The sequence below is a fragment of the Dechloromonas sp. CZR5 genome (assembly GCF_008711155.1).
In the GTDB taxonomy this organism is placed as follows: Bacteria; Pseudomonadota; Gammaproteobacteria; order Burkholderiales; family Rhodocyclaceae; genus Azonexus.
The window spans coordinates 426646-443721 of the sequence record NZ_VUYQ01000001.1 but is presented as its reverse complement, the minus strand read 5'-3'; the positions used below and the strand labels follow the sequence as shown (position 1 = coordinate 443721).

Annotated in this window: 11 protein-coding genes and 1 pseudogene; 1 reads left to right on the top strand and 11 read right to left on the bottom strand. The window is 60.6% G+C overall.

Going from position 1 to position 17076, the window contains the following annotated elements; genetic code table 11:
* Positions 1 to 19 precede the first annotated feature (19 nt).
* The 3 genes from tldD to F1002_RS02170 are packed head-to-tail and all read right to left on the bottom strand — an operon-like array spanning position 20 to position 6171.
* Positions 20 to 1465, bottom strand: coding sequence for a metalloprotease TldD (tldD, locus tag F1002_RS02180; protein ID WP_150427387.1), 1446 nt, complete (start codon positions 1463 to 1465; stop codon positions 20 to 22).
* Positions 1466 to 1474: 9 nt separating this feature from the next.
* Positions 1475 to 2284: a carbon-nitrogen hydrolase family protein gene (locus F1002_RS02175; protein WP_223879425.1), complete on the bottom strand. Its 810-nt coding sequence runs from the start codon at positions 2282 to 2284 to the stop codon at positions 1475 to 1477.
* Positions 2281 to 6171 (bottom strand): YhdP family protein, encoded by a 3891-nt coding sequence (locus F1002_RS02170; protein WP_191090280.1) that lies wholly within the window; start codon positions 6169 to 6171, stop codon positions 2281 to 2283. Before F1002_RS02170 ends, F1002_RS02175 begins: the two co-directional genes overlap by 4 nt.
* A gap of 100 nt (positions 6172 to 6271) precedes the next feature.
* Between F1002_RS02170 and glnE the strand changes: the two genes are divergently transcribed.
* Entirely contained in the window at positions 6272 to 8968 is a 2697-nt protein-coding gene (gene glnE / locus F1002_RS02165; RefSeq protein WP_150427385.1) for a bifunctional [glutamate--ammonia ligase]-adenylyl-L-tyrosine phosphorylase/[glutamate--ammonia-ligase] adenylyltransferase, read from the top strand.
* A gap of 61 nt (positions 8969 to 9029) precedes the next feature.
* Here the strand turns inward: glnE and mscL are convergent, their stop codons facing one another.
* The 8 genes and pseudogenes from mscL to F1002_RS02125 form a co-directional block, all read right to left on the bottom strand.
* Complete coding sequence (gene mscL, locus F1002_RS02160) at positions 9030 to 9455, bottom strand: large conductance mechanosensitive channel protein MscL (protein ID WP_150427384.1); 426 nt, start codon at positions 9453 to 9455, stop codon at positions 9030 to 9032.
* 103 nt (positions 9456 to 9558) lie between these two features.
* Positions 9559 to 10002 (bottom strand): annotated as a pseudogene (locus F1002_RS02155) (aminotransferase class I/II-fold pyridoxal phosphate-dependent enzyme); the annotation flags it as partial.
* Positions 10003 to 10397: 395 nt separating this feature from the next.
* Positions 10398 to 11207 (bottom strand): hypothetical protein, encoded by an 810-nt coding sequence (locus F1002_RS02150; protein WP_150427383.1) that lies wholly within the window; start codon positions 11205 to 11207, stop codon positions 10398 to 10400.
* Between the two features lie 40 nt (positions 11208 to 11247).
* Positions 11248 to 11715: a hypothetical protein gene (locus tag F1002_RS02145; RefSeq protein WP_150427382.1), complete on the bottom strand. Its 468-nt coding sequence runs from the start codon at positions 11713 to 11715 to the stop codon at positions 11248 to 11250.
* Between the two features lie 81 nt (positions 11716 to 11796).
* Positions 11797 to 12516, bottom strand: a complete 720-nt coding sequence (locus F1002_RS02140; protein ID WP_150427381.1) for a hypothetical protein — start codon at positions 12514 to 12516, stop codon at positions 11797 to 11799.
* Positions 12517 to 12527: 11 nt separating this feature from the next.
* Entirely contained in the window at positions 12528 to 13853 is a 1326-nt protein-coding gene (locus F1002_RS02135; RefSeq protein ID WP_150427380.1) for a hypothetical protein, read from the bottom strand.
* Positions 13850 to 15583, bottom strand: a complete 1734-nt coding sequence (locus tag F1002_RS02130) for a site-specific integrase (protein ID WP_150427379.1) — start codon at positions 15581 to 15583, stop codon at positions 13850 to 13852. The genes F1002_RS02135 and F1002_RS02130 overlap by 4 nt, the downstream gene beginning before the upstream one ends.
* Entirely contained in the window at positions 15576 to 16811 is a 1236-nt protein-coding gene (locus tag F1002_RS02125; protein ID WP_191090279.1) for a site-specific integrase, read from the bottom strand. Before F1002_RS02125 ends, F1002_RS02130 begins: the two co-directional genes overlap by 8 nt.
* Positions 16812 to 17076 lie beyond the last annotated feature (265 nt).

The following is a 17076-nucleotide window of genomic DNA, read 5'->3' as shown; positions in this document are numbered from 1 at the left end:
CTTACATTGCAAGTGGATATTATGCAGTACCCCCCACCGTCAGTCCATCGATCCGCAGGGTTGGTTGCCCGACACCGACCGGAACGCTCTGCCCATCCTTGCCGCAGGTACCGACGCCCGGATCGAGTTGCAGGTCGTTGCCGATCATCGACACACGGGTCAGCGCATCCGGACCGTTGCCGATCAGGGTGGCCCCCTTGATCGGTCGGGTCACCTTGCCGTCTTCAATCAAATAGGCCTCGCTCATCGAGAAAACGAACTTGCCGCTGGTGATATCGACCTGACCGCCACCGAAGTTGGCGGCATAGATACCCTTCTTGACCGAGGCGATGATTTCCTGCGGGTCGTGCTGCCCGGCCAGCATCATGGTGTTGGTCATGCGCGGCAGCGGCAGATGGGCGAAGGATTCGCGACGACCGTTGCCGGTCGGGGCAACACCCATCAGGCGGGCGTTCAGGCTGTCCTGCATGTAGCCCTTGAGAATGCCGTCCTCGATCAGCACATTGCGCTGGGTCGGGTTGCCTTCGTCGTCGAAATTCAGCGAACCACGCCGGTCGCTGATCGTGCCGTCGTCGATCACGGTAACGCCCTTGGCCGCCACGCGCTGGCCGATGCGGCCGCTGAAGGCCGAACTGCCCTTGCGGTTGAAGTCGCCCTCCAGACCGTGGCCGACCGCTTCGTGGAGCAGGATGCCGGGCCAGCCGGAGCCGAGGACGACCGTCATCTGACCGGCCGGTGCCGGTTCGGCATGCAGGTTGACCACGGCCTGATGCACGGCCTCCCTGGCGTAGCGCTGCAGGATTTCATCGTCGAAATAGCCGAAATCGAAACGGCCGCCGCCGCCGGCACCACCCTGTTCCCGCTTGCCGTTTTCCTCAACGATGACCGACACGGAGCAGCGCACCAGCGGGCGGATATCGGCAGCCAGCCGACCGTCGGAGCCGGCAACCAGGATCACCTCGTATTCGCCGGCCAGCGAGGCCATCACCTGAACGACGCGCGGATCGATGGCCCGGGCATAACCTTCCAGACGTTCGAGCAGCTTGACCTTGGCTTCGGCCGGCAGCGAGGCAATGGGGTCGTTGGGCACGTACAGCGAGCGGCTCGCCTTGATCGCCTGCAAGGCGGGCAGGCTGCCCGACTGCCCGGCCGTCGCGATGGCGCGCACGGCATTGGCGGCATCGCCCAGTGCCCGGGCTCTGATGTCGTCGGAATAGGCGAAGGCCGTCTTCTCGCCGGAAATGGCGCGTACGCCAACCCCCTGGTCGATGTTGAAGCTGCCCGACTTGACGATGCCCTCGTCGAGGCTCCACGCCTCGGAGCGGGAATACTGGAAATAGAGGTCGGCATAGTCGACCTGGTTTTTCAATATCTGGCCGAAGGTCCGCGAAAGATCGCCCTCGGTCAGCGAGAAGGGGGTGAGCAGCAGGGATTCGGCTTGCGCCAGGGCGCTCGGTTGAGTCATGAAGCTTCCTTACAGTTTGCGGTGAGCGAGCGCCGGCAGGCTCTCGCGGATGTCGGCAATGCGTTGGTGATCCAGGTCGGCGATGACCACGCCCGGGCCCTTGAGCTTGCGATCGAGGATTTCGCCCCACGGGTCGACGATCATGCTGTTACCGTGTGTCATGCGGCCGCTTTCATGCGTCCCGCCCTGTCCGACAGCAAGCAGATAGCATTGGTTCTCGATGGCCCGGGCACGCAGCAGGATTTCCCAGTGCGCCCGGCCTGTCGTTTCGGTAAAGGCCGCCGGGACCAGGATCAGATCGACCGGCGCCAAGGCGCGGTACAGCTCCGGAAAACGCAGGTCGTAGCAGATCGACAGCGCGATGCGGCCAAAAGGGGTATCGACCGCCGCGACGCGGTCGCCGGCCTCGATGAAACTCGCTTCGTCATAGCACTCCTCCCCCTTCCTGAAACCGAACAGATGCACCTTGTCGTAGCGCTGGACGCATTCGCCGGCCGGGTTATAGACCAGGCTGGCATTGCGCATCTTGTCCGTGGACGAGGTAGCCAGCGGAATCGAACCGGCGACAAGCCAGATGCCGTGGCGTTGCGCCGTTTCGACCAGCCATGACTGGATCGGGCCATGTCCGAAGGTTTCGCTGGCACGAACCCGGTCCGCATCTGCTGCGCTGATGATCGGAAAATACTCGGGCAGGACGAGCAGTTGCGCCCCTTGCGCCACAGCCTCCTCGACCAGCCTTCCCGCAACCGCAAGGTTTTCCGCGACGCGCGGTCCGGAAACCATCTGCAAGGCGGCCATCCGGCAATTCTGCTTGCTCACTGTTTGTCCTCCTCTGTTGCCTTCGGCCCGACTTCCTGCGACGACTCGCCGGCCTTGTCGACCTTGGGGTCTGCCCAGGTTCCGGTGACATGATAACGATAGCTGAACAGGCGATTGAGCGGTTTCTGCAACACGGTGTTGGCGACCAGCGCGGCAGCCCCGATCACCGGATTCACCAGCGCTGCCGTTCCGACCGCCGCCAGCCCGCCCACTTCCGGCCGAACGACAACCTGCATGTCCTGCCTCTCCGTCTTCAGATCGGTTTCCCCGGTCATTTCGATCTGGGCGGCGGGGCCGTTGATGCGCAAGGGTTCGAGCGTCCGCATCACGCCTTTGCGTACGGCGAGCTTGCCTTCGATGCTGTCGAAGGCGAGACCGTCGCTGAAGATGTCGCGAAAATCGAGGGTCAGCCGCCGCGGCAGGGATTGCAGCGAAATCAGGCCGAGCAGCTTGCCGACGCCCGGCTCCAACTTGTTGAACTGCCCCTTCGCAACATTGACCGACAGCTGCCCGTCCAGGCTGGGGTAATGAATTCCGGTCAACGGTCCATTCCATTGCACGTTGCCGTTCAGCGTACCGCTGCCGCGACGCACCGCATCGGCATAGCCCAGTCGGTCGAGCAAGCGCCCGACATCCTTCGCCGTCAGTTCGAAATCCAGGCGCGTCTGGTGGCGCCCGGCATTGACCCAGACACCCTTGCCCTTCAAGGCGCCATCGGGGTTCTGCAGGCTGACGGCATCCAGATTCCAGGCCCCCTTGTCATTGCGTGCTTTCAAGTCCAGCCGTCCCAACGCCCGGTCGCCGATCTGCAAATCGTCCACAATCAGGCTCATGCCGGGCAGGGTATTGATCAAGGTTGCCCCGCCCTCACCTATCTCGGCCGAGGGCTTGAGCACCAGACGCCGGAAGTGCCCTTCGACCCAGCCCTCGCCTGCCTGTTTCCAGAACAGCTCACCCGTTGCTTCCCGCGTGTTGAGCCCGATCTGCCAGCCTCCGTCGCGTGGCCGCAAGTTTGTCTCCACATTGCTGAAGTCCCGCTCGAACACGCGAAGCAACGGCGTCTTCAGCGACAGCACGCTGAGCGCCAGTCCGCCGGGGTCGGCGGAAACACCGTTCGCGCTATCCGGCAGGTAATTTTTCCAGGTATCGGCATCGAGCCTGGAGGTAGCCACCCGGATGGCCAGCCCCTTGTCCGGCAAGCGCGGCTCTGCATCGCCGACGGCGAAGACGCCGCGTTCCCAGACCTCCCCGCGGCGGATCATCACGCCTTGCCCGACCTTGCCCAGGGTAATCCGGTACTGCTCGCGCTGGGCATCCGGACGCGTCTGCTCGACGCGCAGCGGAAGCGGTGTCGACGCCGTCTTGTTCAAGGGCTCCGGCAAGGGAGAACTGACACCGACCAGATCGGATTCAACCACCACTTCGGCATTCTTCTTGCGGATATTGATATCGGCCTTCCAGCCGGCACCGCCAACCAGATGGTTGATCAGCGGCCACCCGAAGTGATTGCTCACCTCCTTGATCTGCGCCGCTCCACTGGCCTGGATGCCCACCTTGTCGCCCACGCTGCGGACCTGCACCTTGAGCGGGCCGCCGAATACCCGACCGTTGATGTCCTGCGCCGTCGCGCTGCTTTCCGTCAATTGCAGGCGGCCATTGACCTGGGTCAGCGGCGGCAGCCCGGCCAGCGGCTGCAACTGATTGTTCTGGAAGCGGTAATCGCCGCGCATCTTTGTATCCTGCGCGTGGCGCAGGGGAATATCGAGTTCCAGATTCAGGCTGCCGTTACCGGCTGCCTTCATGCCGTCGGTGAAATGGTCGAGCGTTTCGGCCAGCGGGCTTTTCTCGATAAAGCGCAGGAATTCCGCCGTCGGCCCCTGGGCTAGGCCGCGTACATGCAACATTTCCTCGTGCGATTCGAAATCCGGAATCCGCACATCGACGCCGGACAGGTGAGCCCCCAGAATGCGTCCCTTGCTGGCGGCGATCTTCATCCCGACATCGAAGCTCATGTCCGCCTCGATACCTTCGATGGCCGGCCAGCCCGGCACGTAATCCACCTTGGCGTCGGCGGCTTTGGCGGTGACCAGAAATTTTCCGCCCTTGCCGTCACGGAAGGGAAAGTCCTGCAGATTGCCCTTGAGCACCAGCTTGCCGTCGTAGCCGCGACCGGCGACGATGCCGTGCCGAATCCAGGCACGCGCATCCGCATTGACCACGTGCGGCATGTAGCGCCAGACGGCGGTGGCCTCCGCCCGGTCCACCTTCGCCGTCAGATCGATCTCGCCCGGGCCCTCGCCGGTATAACGATAGACGCCCTGCGCCGAACCGGCAGCATCGGGCCCGGCAAACTCCAGCTTGTCGAGACGGATGTCGATGGCCTCTGCCGTATTCTTCCAGCTCGCCTTGGCCTTCAACTGGGTAAGCGCAATGTCGGGGACCGGGAAGATGGCCGGTAGCGATAGGCTGGACTTGCCCGAATCGAGCAACAGTTCGCCCCCTTTCTCGGTCAGCTCGACGCTGCCGGACACGCCCGCGGCACCGGGGAAATAGCCGCCGGCTTCCAGGCCCACGTCGCGGAAAGTCGTTTTCAGGCTGTATTTCCGGAGCGTTTCGTCATCCAGCGTCCAGCTCGTCCGCAATTCGGCAACCCGTCCTTGCGGCTTGTGACGTTCGAGCAGCTCGCGGCTCTTGGCATCGAGCGGCATGTACGAGGCCAACCGGGCCAGTATGCCGAGATCGAGAAAACTGGCGCTGGCGTTGCCATTGACAACCATCGTCTGCGGATTCTGACGCCATTCCAGCTTGAAATCGGTGGGCGCGACGCGTATGCCGTCCTGCGTCAGCAATTCGACCTTGTGTCCGGCCAGGGCCCATTCGCTGGCCTCGTATCGTCCCTCCAGACGGCCGCGCATGCTGGCCAGATCGAATTCTGGCAACTTGCGCCCCAGCCGGATGCGCAATTCCTCGAGCGCGACGTCGGCCGTCACCTTGCCGGCCCCGTCGCCGAGATCGCCCCACACCCGCAATGCCCCGCGCCCCTGGGGCAGCAGGACGGGATAATCGACCCAGGCCCGCCATCCCGCCAGGTCGGCATAATCCAGTTCGACGAAGAGCTTGCCGGTCAGCTTCTCCAGCGCATCGCCCAGATCGCCCCGAACCTCACCGCGGATATCGACCCGCGCCGCCAGATGGGATGGCGGCGCCGCCGAAAGACCGAAACGGTGCCGGCGGCCGCTATTGTCCAGCGCAAACTGCAGATCCTCGAGCACCAGCGGCGGCGCCTTGCGCAAGCGATCTTCCCAGACGATGGTGGCGTCACGAATGCGGATGCGTTTCTGGTCCAGAACCCATTCGGCAAACGCCGGATCGCTCTCGCCCTCGGTATCCATGCCGGCGATGGTCAGTTTTCCCGTCGTCTCCCGGCGAACATGCAGGACCGGCCCGTCGAAAGCCAGGAGCGACAAGGTCGGACGCAGACGCAACAAGGTCTGCCACGACATCACGCCCTCGACGCGCGCCAGTGAAAAAGCCGGCATGCCCTGCCGATCGGCCACCACCACGTCATCGAGCACGAGGTCCGGATTCAGGCCCTGCCAGCGCGCCTCGATACGGCCGATGCTGACGGCCTGCCCAACCGCCTTGCTGGCGGCACGTTCGATATCGTCGCGGTAATCCGCCACCTTGGGCAGCACGACGAAGCGCAAGGCCAGCACCAGTACGGTGAACGCCAGCCACGCCGCAAAAACGAGCCAGCCGCCCCAACGCAATCCGCGTGCGACAGCCGGCCTGGCCAGAATCGGCCACAGCCAGTGCAAGCGGTGATAAGCCGCCGCACGCACGTCCGGAGAAATCACGCCGGCATTCGGGCCTGACGGCTCACTCACCGGCCAAACCGCTTTGCCATTGGGGGTAATAGGTCACTACAATCAGGAAATCGCAAAAGATGACATTCTACCTTTTCGGCCAATTGGCCGCCCCAACATCATGGACATCACGCTCGATCCCCGCTGGCAGCCGGCCCTCGATCACAGCCGCTACCTCACCACCCTGCTCAACGCCCGACCCGAGCTGATTCCCGAACTGGCCGCCACCTGGGAGCGGCCGCTGGACGAAGCGCTGCTCATGGTGCCGTTGCGCCAGCCCCTGACCGACGACGAGGCGGTGCGCTCGACCCTGCGCCGCCTGCGCCACCGGACCATGGCCCACCTCGTGCTGCGCGACCTGTGCGGACTGGCGCCGCTCGAGGAAATCGTCGAATGCATGACCCTGCTCGCCGACGTCACCACCAATTTCGCCCTCGACCACTATCACCGGCAGCTGGTGGAAACCTACGGCGAACCGCTCGACAGCCAGGGCCGGCCGCTGCGCCTGATGGTCATCGGCATGGGCAAGCTCGGCGGCCGCGAGCTGAACGTGTCGTCCGATGTCGATTACATCTTCATCTACCCGGAAGAAGGCGATACGGCCGGCGCCCGGAAGTGCATCGAGAACTTCGACTTCTTCAACCGTCTGGGCAAGAAGGTCATCCAGGCCCTCGGCGACATCACGGCCGACGGCCAGGTCTTCCGCGTCGACATGCGGCTGCGCCCGAACGGCGACTCCGGCCCGCTGGTCTGCTCCATCGACGCGCTGGAAAACTACTTCATCACGCAGGGCCGCGAATGGGAACGCTACGCCTGGATCAAGGCCCGCACCATGAACGCCGGCGACAACCTGCAGGCGGACTGGGTGGTGGCCATGCAGAAGATCGCCCGCCCCTTCGTCTTCCGCAAATACCTGGACTTCGGCGCGATCAACGCCATGCGCGACCTGCATGCCCAGATCCGCCGCGAAGTCGCCCGCAAGGACATGGCTGACCACGTCAAGCTCGGCCCCGGCGGCATTCGCGAAATCGAGTTCATGGCCCAGGTCTTCCAGCTGATTCGCGGCGGCCGCGACCCGGCGCTGCAGATCCGCCCGACCCTGCAAGTCCTTTCGCTGCTCGCCGAACGCAAGCTGATTTCGGAGGACACCGAGTGCGAACTGAACACCGCCTATGTTTTTCTGCGCCGACTCGAGCATCGCCTGCAGTACGTCGAGGACAAGCAGACGCACATGCTCCCGACGGATCCCGCCGAACGCGAAAAAATCGGCCGCAGCATGGGCTTTGCCGACTGGGCGGCCATGGCCGAGGTGCTGGGCAGGCATCGCGACATCGTCAGCCGGCACTTTGAAGCCGTGTTCTCCGACCCCGAGGCCGGGGAACATCCGCTGACCGGGCTGTGGCAGGGTCAGCTGGATGACGACAGCGCGGTCGAGACGCTCGGCAACCTCGGATTCCGGCAGCCACGCGACGCCATCGTGCGCCTCGCCGACCTGCGCAACGCCAGCCGCTACCAGCAACTCCCCTCGGCCAACCGGTCGCGCCTCGACGCCGTCGGTCCGCGCCTCCTCGAAGCCGCCGGCGCGACGCCGGACCCCGACACCACGCTGGTGCGCGGCCTGAGCTTCCTTGAGGGAATCTCCCGGCGCGGCGCCTATCTGGCGCTGCTCCAGCAATACCCGATGGCACTGCGCCGGGTGGCCGACATGATGTGCGCCTCGCACTGGGCTGCCGACTACCTGAATCGCTACCCGCTGCTGCTCGACGAACTACTCGATCCGCGCCTGTACGAAATCGCCACCGACTGGAGCGGCTTCCGTACAAGCCTGCGCGCCAACCTGGCCCAGCACGCCGGCGATACCGAACGCGAGATGGACATCCTGCGCGAAATGCACCATGGCCAGGTTTTCCGGCTGCTGGCCCAGGACCTGGCCGGCCTGCAGACGATCGAGCGCCTGTCCGACCACCTGACCGAACTGGCCGACACGCTGGTCCAGGAGACCCTGCCGCTGGTGTGGAGCACCATCAGGAAACGCCACCGCGACACGCCGCAATTCGCCGTCATCGGCTACGGCAAGATGGGCGGCAAGGAGCTGGGCTACGCCTCCGATCTCGACCTGGTCTATCTCTACGACGATGACGACCAGGAAGCCGCCGAGCACTACACCCGGCTCAGCCAGCGCCTGAATACCTGGCTGTCGAGCCAGACACCGGCCGGCATCCTGTTCGAAACCGATCTCCGCCTGCGTCCAAACGGGGACTCCGGTCTGCTTGCGGTCTCCGTCGATGCCTTCCGCGACTATCAGCTCAAGAACGCCTGGACCTGGGAACACCAGGCATTGACCCGCGCCCGCTTCTGCGCCGGCGACCCGGCGGTCGGCCAGCGCTTCGAGGCGATCCGCGTCGAAATCCTGCGCCAGCCGCGGGACCTGTCCAAGCTCAAGGAAGAGGTCGTCGCCATGCGCCGCAAGATGATCGATGCCCACGCCACCAAAAGCGAGACCGGATTCGGCCTCAAGCATGACCCCGGCGGCATCATCGACGTTGAATTCATCGTGCAGTACCTGATTCTCGGCCACGCTCACCAGCACGCCGAATTGACGGGCAATCTGGGCAATATCGCCCTCCTGCGCATAGCCGGCGAACTGGGCCTGATCGAACCGGGCCAGGCCAAGGCGGCCGGCAACGCCTACCGCGAATTCCGCCGCCTGCAGCACGCCAAGCGCCTCTCGGCCAACCCGAAAGCCCCGATTCCCCGGGAGGAAGTGGAACACCACATCGCGGCGGTGACCGGGCTGTGGCATACCGTTTTCGGCTGAACCGGGCGGTACTCATGAAAAAAGCCGCCCGAGGGCGGCTTTTTTTCTGAGCGGGCGACGCTTACTTCTTCAGCGAATCGCGGATTTCGCGCAGCAGGACGATGTCTTCCGGCGTGACCGGGGCAGCCGGCTCCGGCACGGGCTCGGCCTTGCGCAAGCGGTTCATCTGTTTGACCATCATGAAGATGATGAAGGCCAGGATAACGAAGTTGACCAGGATGGTCAGGAAGGAACCGTAGGCGAAAACGGCAATACCCGCTTTCTTGAGATCGGCCAGCGTGGCCAGATTGTTCGGGTTGTCGCCAAGGATGATGAAAAGATTGGAAAAATCCAGCTTGCCGACGACACGGCTGATGATCGGCATGATCAGGTCACCGACGATGGAGTCGACGATCTTGCCGAAGGCACCGCCGATGATCACGCCAACCGCGAGATCCATCGCATTGCCCTTGACCGCGAACTCCTTGAATTCCTGAATCATTCCCATGGTATTTTCTCCGTTGATATGGGGTTATAGAGGGTTGAGGATGCGGCGATTATTCTCTTCCGGGCAAAATCCGGTCAAGCGTTTTTCATAATTTCAGCTTTCCCTACAAAGCTTTACAAAGCCGCTCTGCAGCGGCCACCAGCGTGTCGTCGCGCTTGGCGAAACAGAAGCGGACCACCTTGTCGTCGCGCCCATCGGCATAGAACGCCGATACCGGAATCACCGCCACCCCGACTTCGCGTGTCAGCCACTCGGCGAAGGCGCGATCCGGCAGATCCGAGACCCGGTCGTAACGGGCCAGCTGGAAGTAGGTGCCGCGGCATGGCAGCAACTCGAACGGAGTCTCCGCCATCAAGTGGCGGAAACTGTCCCGTTTTTCCTGATAGAAGGCCGCCAGCCCGAGATGACGGGAAGCATCCTGCATGTACTCGGCGATGGCCAGTTGCGACGGCGCGTGCACGGTGAAGACATTGAACTGATGCACCTTGCGGAACTCGCCCATCAACGCCGCCGGGCCGACCACGTAACCGATTTTCCAGCCGGTGACCAGTCACCCGTGAATGCGCTACCTATGGACATCTCAAAAACCCTTTCGGGTAGAGCGCCGAAGGGTTTGTATGGATGTCCATGGAGTTGTCGTTAATAGCAGCCATTTCCATGGCGTTATGTCCATACTTGATTTTGCGTCGCTCGTGACGCTGGGTCCAGCGGATCCTGTGACCAGACAACAAAAGCACGCTCGCCATTGCGGCCGGGCATTGGGGCAGCACAACGGTTGCCGCAGCTTGCGGACTTTCGACAACAACCAGATACACCTATTGATCTGGGGCTCTACCCTTGGCTGCAACCGCCTTGCTCCTAGCAGTCTTGTCTATTGCGTCTCTTCTACTCCGCAGTTACCACATTTACGAGAAGACGAAACATGGGACACCTTCCTGCAACTCAGGCGGTATGAGCGTGCTGCGGGATGATGCCACATTCAGGGTCGTCTTCAGTAAAGATGCCGTAGCCGCTTGAACGCCTTAGGCGAGTTACCCTCCAAAGATAGAAGTGCCGGTCCGGAGCAAACTCTTCTCTGGAGTGAAGGCTGTCCGCCGTACCGACCAGCGCTGTGCCGCAGAGCCCGCTAATCTGGCTAGGATGGCCTGGAGACCAGCCGGCGTTCCAGTAGCAGGCTGTTGCCACCAATCCGTGCGTAGCCGAAATGCTTAACTTGCTTCCCGTCGGCTCTACGGTGAGATCGTCGTCGAGACCAGTCATGACTGGGTAGTAAAGGCGGGAAGGGTACAGGTCTTTCTGAAGATACCCAATCCGGTTGAACCCATATACGGCGGCCATTGGTGCGGCATTCGTTTCATGGTCTAGGGCGCTCTGAATGTCGACCGTCGGCACGATAGTCGTCAGTCCCCATTTGGGGGCTTGGCAAACGCCGTATTTTCCGCGTTCCTGACTGCGGAAAAAGCGAGCAGCTAAGTCGCGGGCATTTATGGGAGTTGTCCCCCACTGACGCCACCGTACAATGGATAACTCCACAATTTCTTGATTGTCCACATAGATCGGCGACACTAAAGCGAGTACCACAGCACCGGGTTGAGCAGCCGCTAAGGCATCGAGCGTACTGTGAATGAACGCTTCCACCGAAGTGACGTCCGCCGCAACTTGCTTGCCCAGGTTAGGCAACCATGACGGCCGTATTGGGCGCAGAAATGCGAGAGTAGGGTCGACGGGGAGCGCCTCGACCGCTAAAGACAAAACTATCTTCTCGGGAACACCCCAAAAGACTCTTGCAACGTCATCCGTGTTTCGCGACAATCTTGTTGAGCGCCTTGGACGACGATACCGCGGGCGAAATGGTGAATCTTCCAATTACTTTGCTCTTGACCACGGGCTTTGGAGCGCCTAGAAAGCTAAGGCTCATAGCGGGCTTGAAGCTCAACGGAAAAATTACCAGATAGTCGCGCTGGTCTGCGGTCGCGGCAATTAACTTTTCCAGCTCTTCGGCAAACGCATCTGGCTTCAATGGCGGATTGCTGTCAAGCACGATATGGACAAGCTCAACCACATAGAGCCAGTCTAGATGTTGAGAAACGTACTTTGATTTCCATATGGCGTTAGCGAGTTCTTCGTTCGTTTCCCAGTCGCCCGGTCTCTCCGTGCTCCCGTCATATCCGGTGGCCTCCACAGCCTTGTAGTACGCCTCAAGAGGCGCACGGGCTGCGCGGGCGACTGCTTTTTTGTCTATCGCCATTCCATTTTTCATGTTCTTGGTCTCCCTTCCCTCGATTTCAGTCTGCAACTCGTCGAATGCCGTTATCGAAAAGTGTTGCGGCCAAGTCACGGTTCAAAAGTTATTAACGTCGTGATAGTGATACCTTATCTGGGCGTAAAGGTCTGCATCAGGCTGAATGGGCGGTGGCAGCGCCTGGTTACTCCCATTTGCAAGCTCAATCCCGTGCTGCACTAGACGCAGGCGGGATTTGAGCCGGTTTCTCTCTGTTACCAGGTCCGTCACAGAGTTGAACCACTTTTGTTCCACCGTCTCAATTGCTTCGAGAAGACTACTTTCCTCCGCCAAACGCTCATCCCTTGGCAGGGACGCGTAGTACATAGCTACGGGAAAGTCCAAAGCACAAGCGGCTGGTGCGAACATTGCGCTGTTACTTTCATACTGGCTGTAGCTCCAGTCAGACCACACTTTGTATGCGGAGGCCCAAATCGAGGCCTTTTCTCCTGAGTTGGCCGAATTCGCAAATGGGATGAGGATATTTGCAACCGGCGCTGCCGCTCTGTGTGAGTAGCCCAGCGATAACGCTTGGAAGAATGCCAGCCAGTGCTCTTGCGACAACTGCTGCAACACCGTGGCCAAGGCGGCGTCCATGAAGGAGTTGTTGCCTGGAAACTTGAACAACGCCTGCATCCATGCGGCCCAGTCTGCAGCAGACTGCGCCACTTGAAGGAACAGCGCCTGCAGTATGCTCTGTGAGCTTTGCAGTTGGCCTGCCGAACGGTCTCGCCAGAAATTTGCAACGCTAACGAACTTGAAAACATGGTTGTTGACCATAGTTGCAAAGGCTAGTCCGCGATAAGCAAGGAATAAGCTTTTGGAAGCGGTCGTGTCGTGTAGGGAACGGCCTGCGTGCCCGACCACGGCTCGTCCGACCTGGACAATAGATAAGGATTGTCCTGATCAACCTTGGCCACTCCGATCTTGGGGTTCTCCGCAGCGCATCGCATACGAAGGCGAGCAATGCAGGACATGGCAGAAACGGGCACTTTGACGCTCGGGCTGGTTGGCCACCATGCATCTGAATCCGGGTCAGTCTTGGTCGTTTCCCCGACAATAATGGGCACGCGCCCCAGCTTGGGGTCCTCCTCCCAAAGCAGACAATCGGCGCGAAGCGAGGATGCTTCCTTGATGCGCTGAAGGGTGAAATTGGCTATGTAGGCGAGCCCTGCATATTGGACTAGCGTTAGGTACGCGCTCAGTTTTGATACGTCCATCTCTTGATCGGGGATGACCACCCAACGATCCAGAAGGCCGTCGATTCCAAAGCGTTCGGCCGTCGCACGGAATGTCCCGCACACCCGAATCTCGCGCCCAGCGATCGTAGTGGCACACTTCCATGTCTTACCAAATGGGGTATATCTACTGCCAATCCGCTTAGTTACCGCCGCCTCCAGCGAACCGGCGTTGTTGGAATAGACATCCAAACAGAAGTTGAAGCAGTCCTCAACCTTCTGGCGGTGCGAAAGGAAGTCATCCAGGCACTCGCGCAAACGTTGCATCTGGTACGTCCAGATGCGCGGCGGGATGTAGGCGGTCTGTACCTTGACGTGGTCGGGCCGCGCGGCCACGAGCTGCTTGATGCCGCCCGGATCGACCAAGACAAAACCAATCTTATCGCGCACGTCCCAAAGGCGGTGCAGGCTGGCAATGGCCATATCGTACCTGCTGGGAGCTATCCTGGCTGGCACTTGTTTAAGCACCTTTGGGAAACGCATCAGTTCGCTCACCAAGATTCTATTGTGGCTGCACAACACAAAGATGCTTCGAAGGTAAGTGAAGACATCGCCCAAAGACTCTACGGACCGGACCGCCCGAGGGCCAAACATGTGCCAGCCCACAACGCGTCGCAGCAGCTCAGCATTAGCTGGATCGAGCGGAACAGAGCGGCTATTGTCGGGCCCGTCACCGAAGTTCAATTGGAACGGAAAGCCCGCAAACGGCGACAAGTCCCATATCGAATCCTTCCAGCACGAAACGGTTTTGCCGTCGCGGTCTTCGATCACCGGCCAATCGCCAGGCGGCGGCCAGCTTGGCGGGCGGTAGCACCTATGGGATGGGGTTATCCAATCGCACTTGATGCGCAGGCGGAACTCTTCCAGTGGATCGGTCATGCTGCCCCCTCCATGTCTTCAATCAGGCGTTTCCAATCAGGGTGGTAGCTACCTTCCTCCACCCGCGCCATGGCTTCGTCGACCCAGCCCCTGCGCTTCGAGTTGGATTCATAGAACCAGCGCAGCTTGCCTGAAATACGGTCGATGGCGAACTCGGCAGGGTGTGTTTGCCTGGAGCCCAAAGGTGCGTGCCACTTACTGACCTCGATGACCTTGAGGTGCCTGAAGCACGCCAAGGACCAGCAATAGTCCTGGCTGTCGATGTCCCGGTGGTGCTCGCACCAGAGGCACCCGGACGCTTGGATACAGTCCGGCACGGTGGCATCCTTAGGCGTGTTTTTCATTGGTACTGGCTGGCCGTCGCATTCCCCTGGTGCGGCCGGGACGGTGCGCGAAAGCGCCGGGTCGCTCTTGGCCCAAAAGCGCATCACCTCGCCCATCGCGCGCTGAAGGCTCGGCCGCTGATAAACGTCCAGCAAGGTTTCCTTGGTGTGCTGATCCATTTCAGCCGTCAAGTCAGGGTCCCCACTGCGGCGCAGAAGCCAGTTCACCCTCGTGTTGCGCAGAGCGGCCGGCGGTATGTATGGCCCCCCCAGCGTCTTGCATACCCCGCGCAGTCGCTCGAATGAGGGAGCCTTCTTTTCGGAGCGACCATAAATGATCACCAAGGGAAAAAGCAGGTCAGAGTCCGGAAAAAGCTCACGGCGCCAAGCAAGGTAGCGCTCAAAATGTGGCTTGTACTCCCTGAAGATTTCGAACAGCACCTCTCCGCCCCTGCGGCACTTTCGGTCCTTAACCTGGTAGCCATCTAGGTGGCTCGCGTACCAAAAGTGGCGCAGCTTCAGTTGGAACACCTGCGCAAGGTTCATGCCGGTCTGGCCGACGAACATATGTAACTCGGCCATGATGCGTAAGTTAGCTAAGGGGAAGCGAGTCCGCAGAGTGCAGTCGCTTTCGAAGACAGCCCATCTCTCGCGGGACTTTTTGGCTTTGTAACGCTTCGAGGAGCTATCCAAAATGCGATTTGGCAATTCTGCCACCACCTTAGCCCTTGTATATCCGGACCATTCAACCAGTTGCCCTCCGTTGCGCAACGGGATAAGCACTGGAAGGGAACCATTGAGTACTACATTGGCTGGCAAGCCGTCGCAGATGTCCTGAAGCAGATGGCCAAAGGCGAAGGTGTCCTGCAGGTTCTGTTTCTCCGCTTGAATCCCGTGCGCCGTCTTGCGCTGAGGCGATCTCTTTATTCGCGTCCCCTCGATAATTGGAGTGAGCCTCTCCAACGTTCGATCGAGAAGTGTGCCAACAACGGCAGCTTGTTGATATGCGGAATCTTGGGATAGGTCGCGGACGACACGCGAGCGATGGTCCATGGCGTCAGTCCAGTGAAGGTAGATCGCCTCGATGGTGTCAAGTGTAAGTTGTTGTCCGGCCTGGTCCGCCCACGCGAACAGGCGGCGTACTGCCTCAATCGAAGCGTCTACCGTACTCGGACTGCCACCGCCGACAAACCTGTCGTCGATGGATTCATGAATTCTCTGTACGAGTTCGAGCCGCTCCGGCATCGGATCGCCAAGCTTGCCGGTGTCGATCATCTCCAAAACCTTGTTCCGCCGCGCTGCCGCACCGCCCCGGTACAGAAGCGCCCTGAGGTCCCATGGGGTTTCCATCTCCCCATAACTCATCTTCGGGAAGGACAGGTCGGGAATGCGGAAGACGTCACGCACTGAATTGATCCCAGTTCCTGTTATGCAAGCCAGTGAAGGCTGCGGAAAACGCCGCAGACGCTTCCTGCTTGCCCTTTGTGACTTCGAGGAACCTTACATACCTCATCGTCGTTGCCTCATCCTTATGCAGCATGGCGTTCTTCACGAATTCGATTGCGGCGGGCACGGTAGTAACCGCCAAGGTGAGTTTCATGAGCCATGTGCCATAAGTGGCCCGGGTCGAGTGAAACTTAAAGCGCTGCATGAACTTGAGCCCAGCGCGGATGGCGTCGCGGCGCAGGTCGGTCATAAGCCGTCGCTGTGACTCGCCAGAGTAGGGCCTGCTACGGCTCGTGAGGAAGAGGACTGAGCGATACTCTGGCGCCGCCTTGGCTTCCCGCTTCAACCGCTCAGTGGAGTACCCATACTCCTTGAGGGCGCGAAGCAGGAAGTCGGGAACCAAGAGGTCTCCCTCGACACTGAACTTCGTGGCAACGCTAGTGGGCGGGCCAACGCGAATGAGAAAAAAGTTTTTGATGGAGGGATCGGGACAGGCCTGTTCGAGGTCTTCGATTCGCAGTGTGGTGATAGTCTCTATCCTTGCCCCCGTGAAGAACCCGATGGTGAGCATGAGGTGCATTTCAATCGTCTGAGAGCACGATGAGAACTTCAGAAGTTCCGTCATATGCGACTCGGACAACGGGAGAAGACCATCTTCCAAGGTGGTTCCTGGCCGAGCGCGGTTCGAGATGGAAAGATCGGTCTTGATACGGACGAGCGCACGCTTGAATCCAATCGAGTCGTAGTACGGTAGAACGACCGACTTCTCGTTCCACATCGGCGTTTCAGGTGTGACGAAGTCGTGCGCTGCTGCGTGACGGTAAAATTGAATTAGGGCTGACATTCGCGCCCGAGCTGTGGTCGATGCGAGGCTTCCGCGTTCGATTTGCTTGATTACATGGCCACGGAATTGCACGACGGCGCGGTCGGCAAGACGGACAGGGAAATGCCGCCAGTCGAGTCTCTCCCGCTCCTCCTGTGGGTTCTCCAGGAAGACTGCATAGCTATATAGGTGCTTGCCCAAGGACACGACGGTCTTGATCTTGATGCCAACCGTCGTGGCTTTCTCAAGGAGCCAATGGTTAGCTTCTGCCCAGCCTTCGCCACTCTCCCAGAAGATTTGAGGCAATCGGCTAATTGCTCTACCCGTCGGATCGAGGACAAAGGCGTTGACGTCATCCTTATCCATTCCTTCCCGCCAAGGCTTGTAGTCAATGTACTCCAAGCGCGCCATGCTACGGCCCCCTTTAGGTCACAGCAGCGACGTTGTAGAGCGTAGATCGGCTGAACCAAAACCGCTTGGCAATGCCCCGTGGGCCGGTAGCGCGATTAGCCATCACTGCACAAATCTGAGCGAATTTTTTGGGCGACAGCTTCGGTCCCCACGCTTCCCTCCCCAGTCATGGAGTGAATCGGAGGTGACCATTTGTTAGTCATCACTTTCCCGCCCTGAG

Excerpts from the sequence above, each read along its gene's own strand:
- mscL (WP_150427384.1), bottom strand. The coding sequence starts at position 9,455 with ATGGGAATGATTCAGGAATTCAAGGAGTTCGCGGTCAAGGGCAATGCG.
- F1002_RS02140 (WP_150427381.1), bottom strand. The coding sequence starts at position 12,516 with ATGGTCAACAACCATGTTTTCAAGTTCGTTAGCGTTGCAAATTTCTGG.
- tldD (WP_150427387.1), bottom strand. The coding sequence starts at position 1,465 with ATGACTCAACCGAGCGCCCTGGCGCAAGCCGAATCCCTGCTGCTCACC.
- F1002_RS02125 (WP_191090279.1), bottom strand. The coding sequence starts at position 16,811 with ATGGATAAGGATGACGTCAACGCCTTTGTCCTCGATCCGACGGGTAGA.
- glnE (WP_150427385.1), top strand. The coding sequence starts at position 6,272 with ATGGACATCACGCTCGATCCCCGCTGGCAGCCGGCCCTCGATCACAGC.
- F1002_RS02145 (WP_150427382.1), bottom strand. The coding sequence starts at position 11,715 with ATGAAAAATGGAATGGCGATAGACAAAAAAGCAGTCGCCCGCGCAGCC.
- F1002_RS02135 (WP_150427380.1), bottom strand. The coding sequence starts at position 13,853 with ATGACCGATCCACTGGAAGAGTTCCGCCTGCGCATCAAGTGCGATTGG.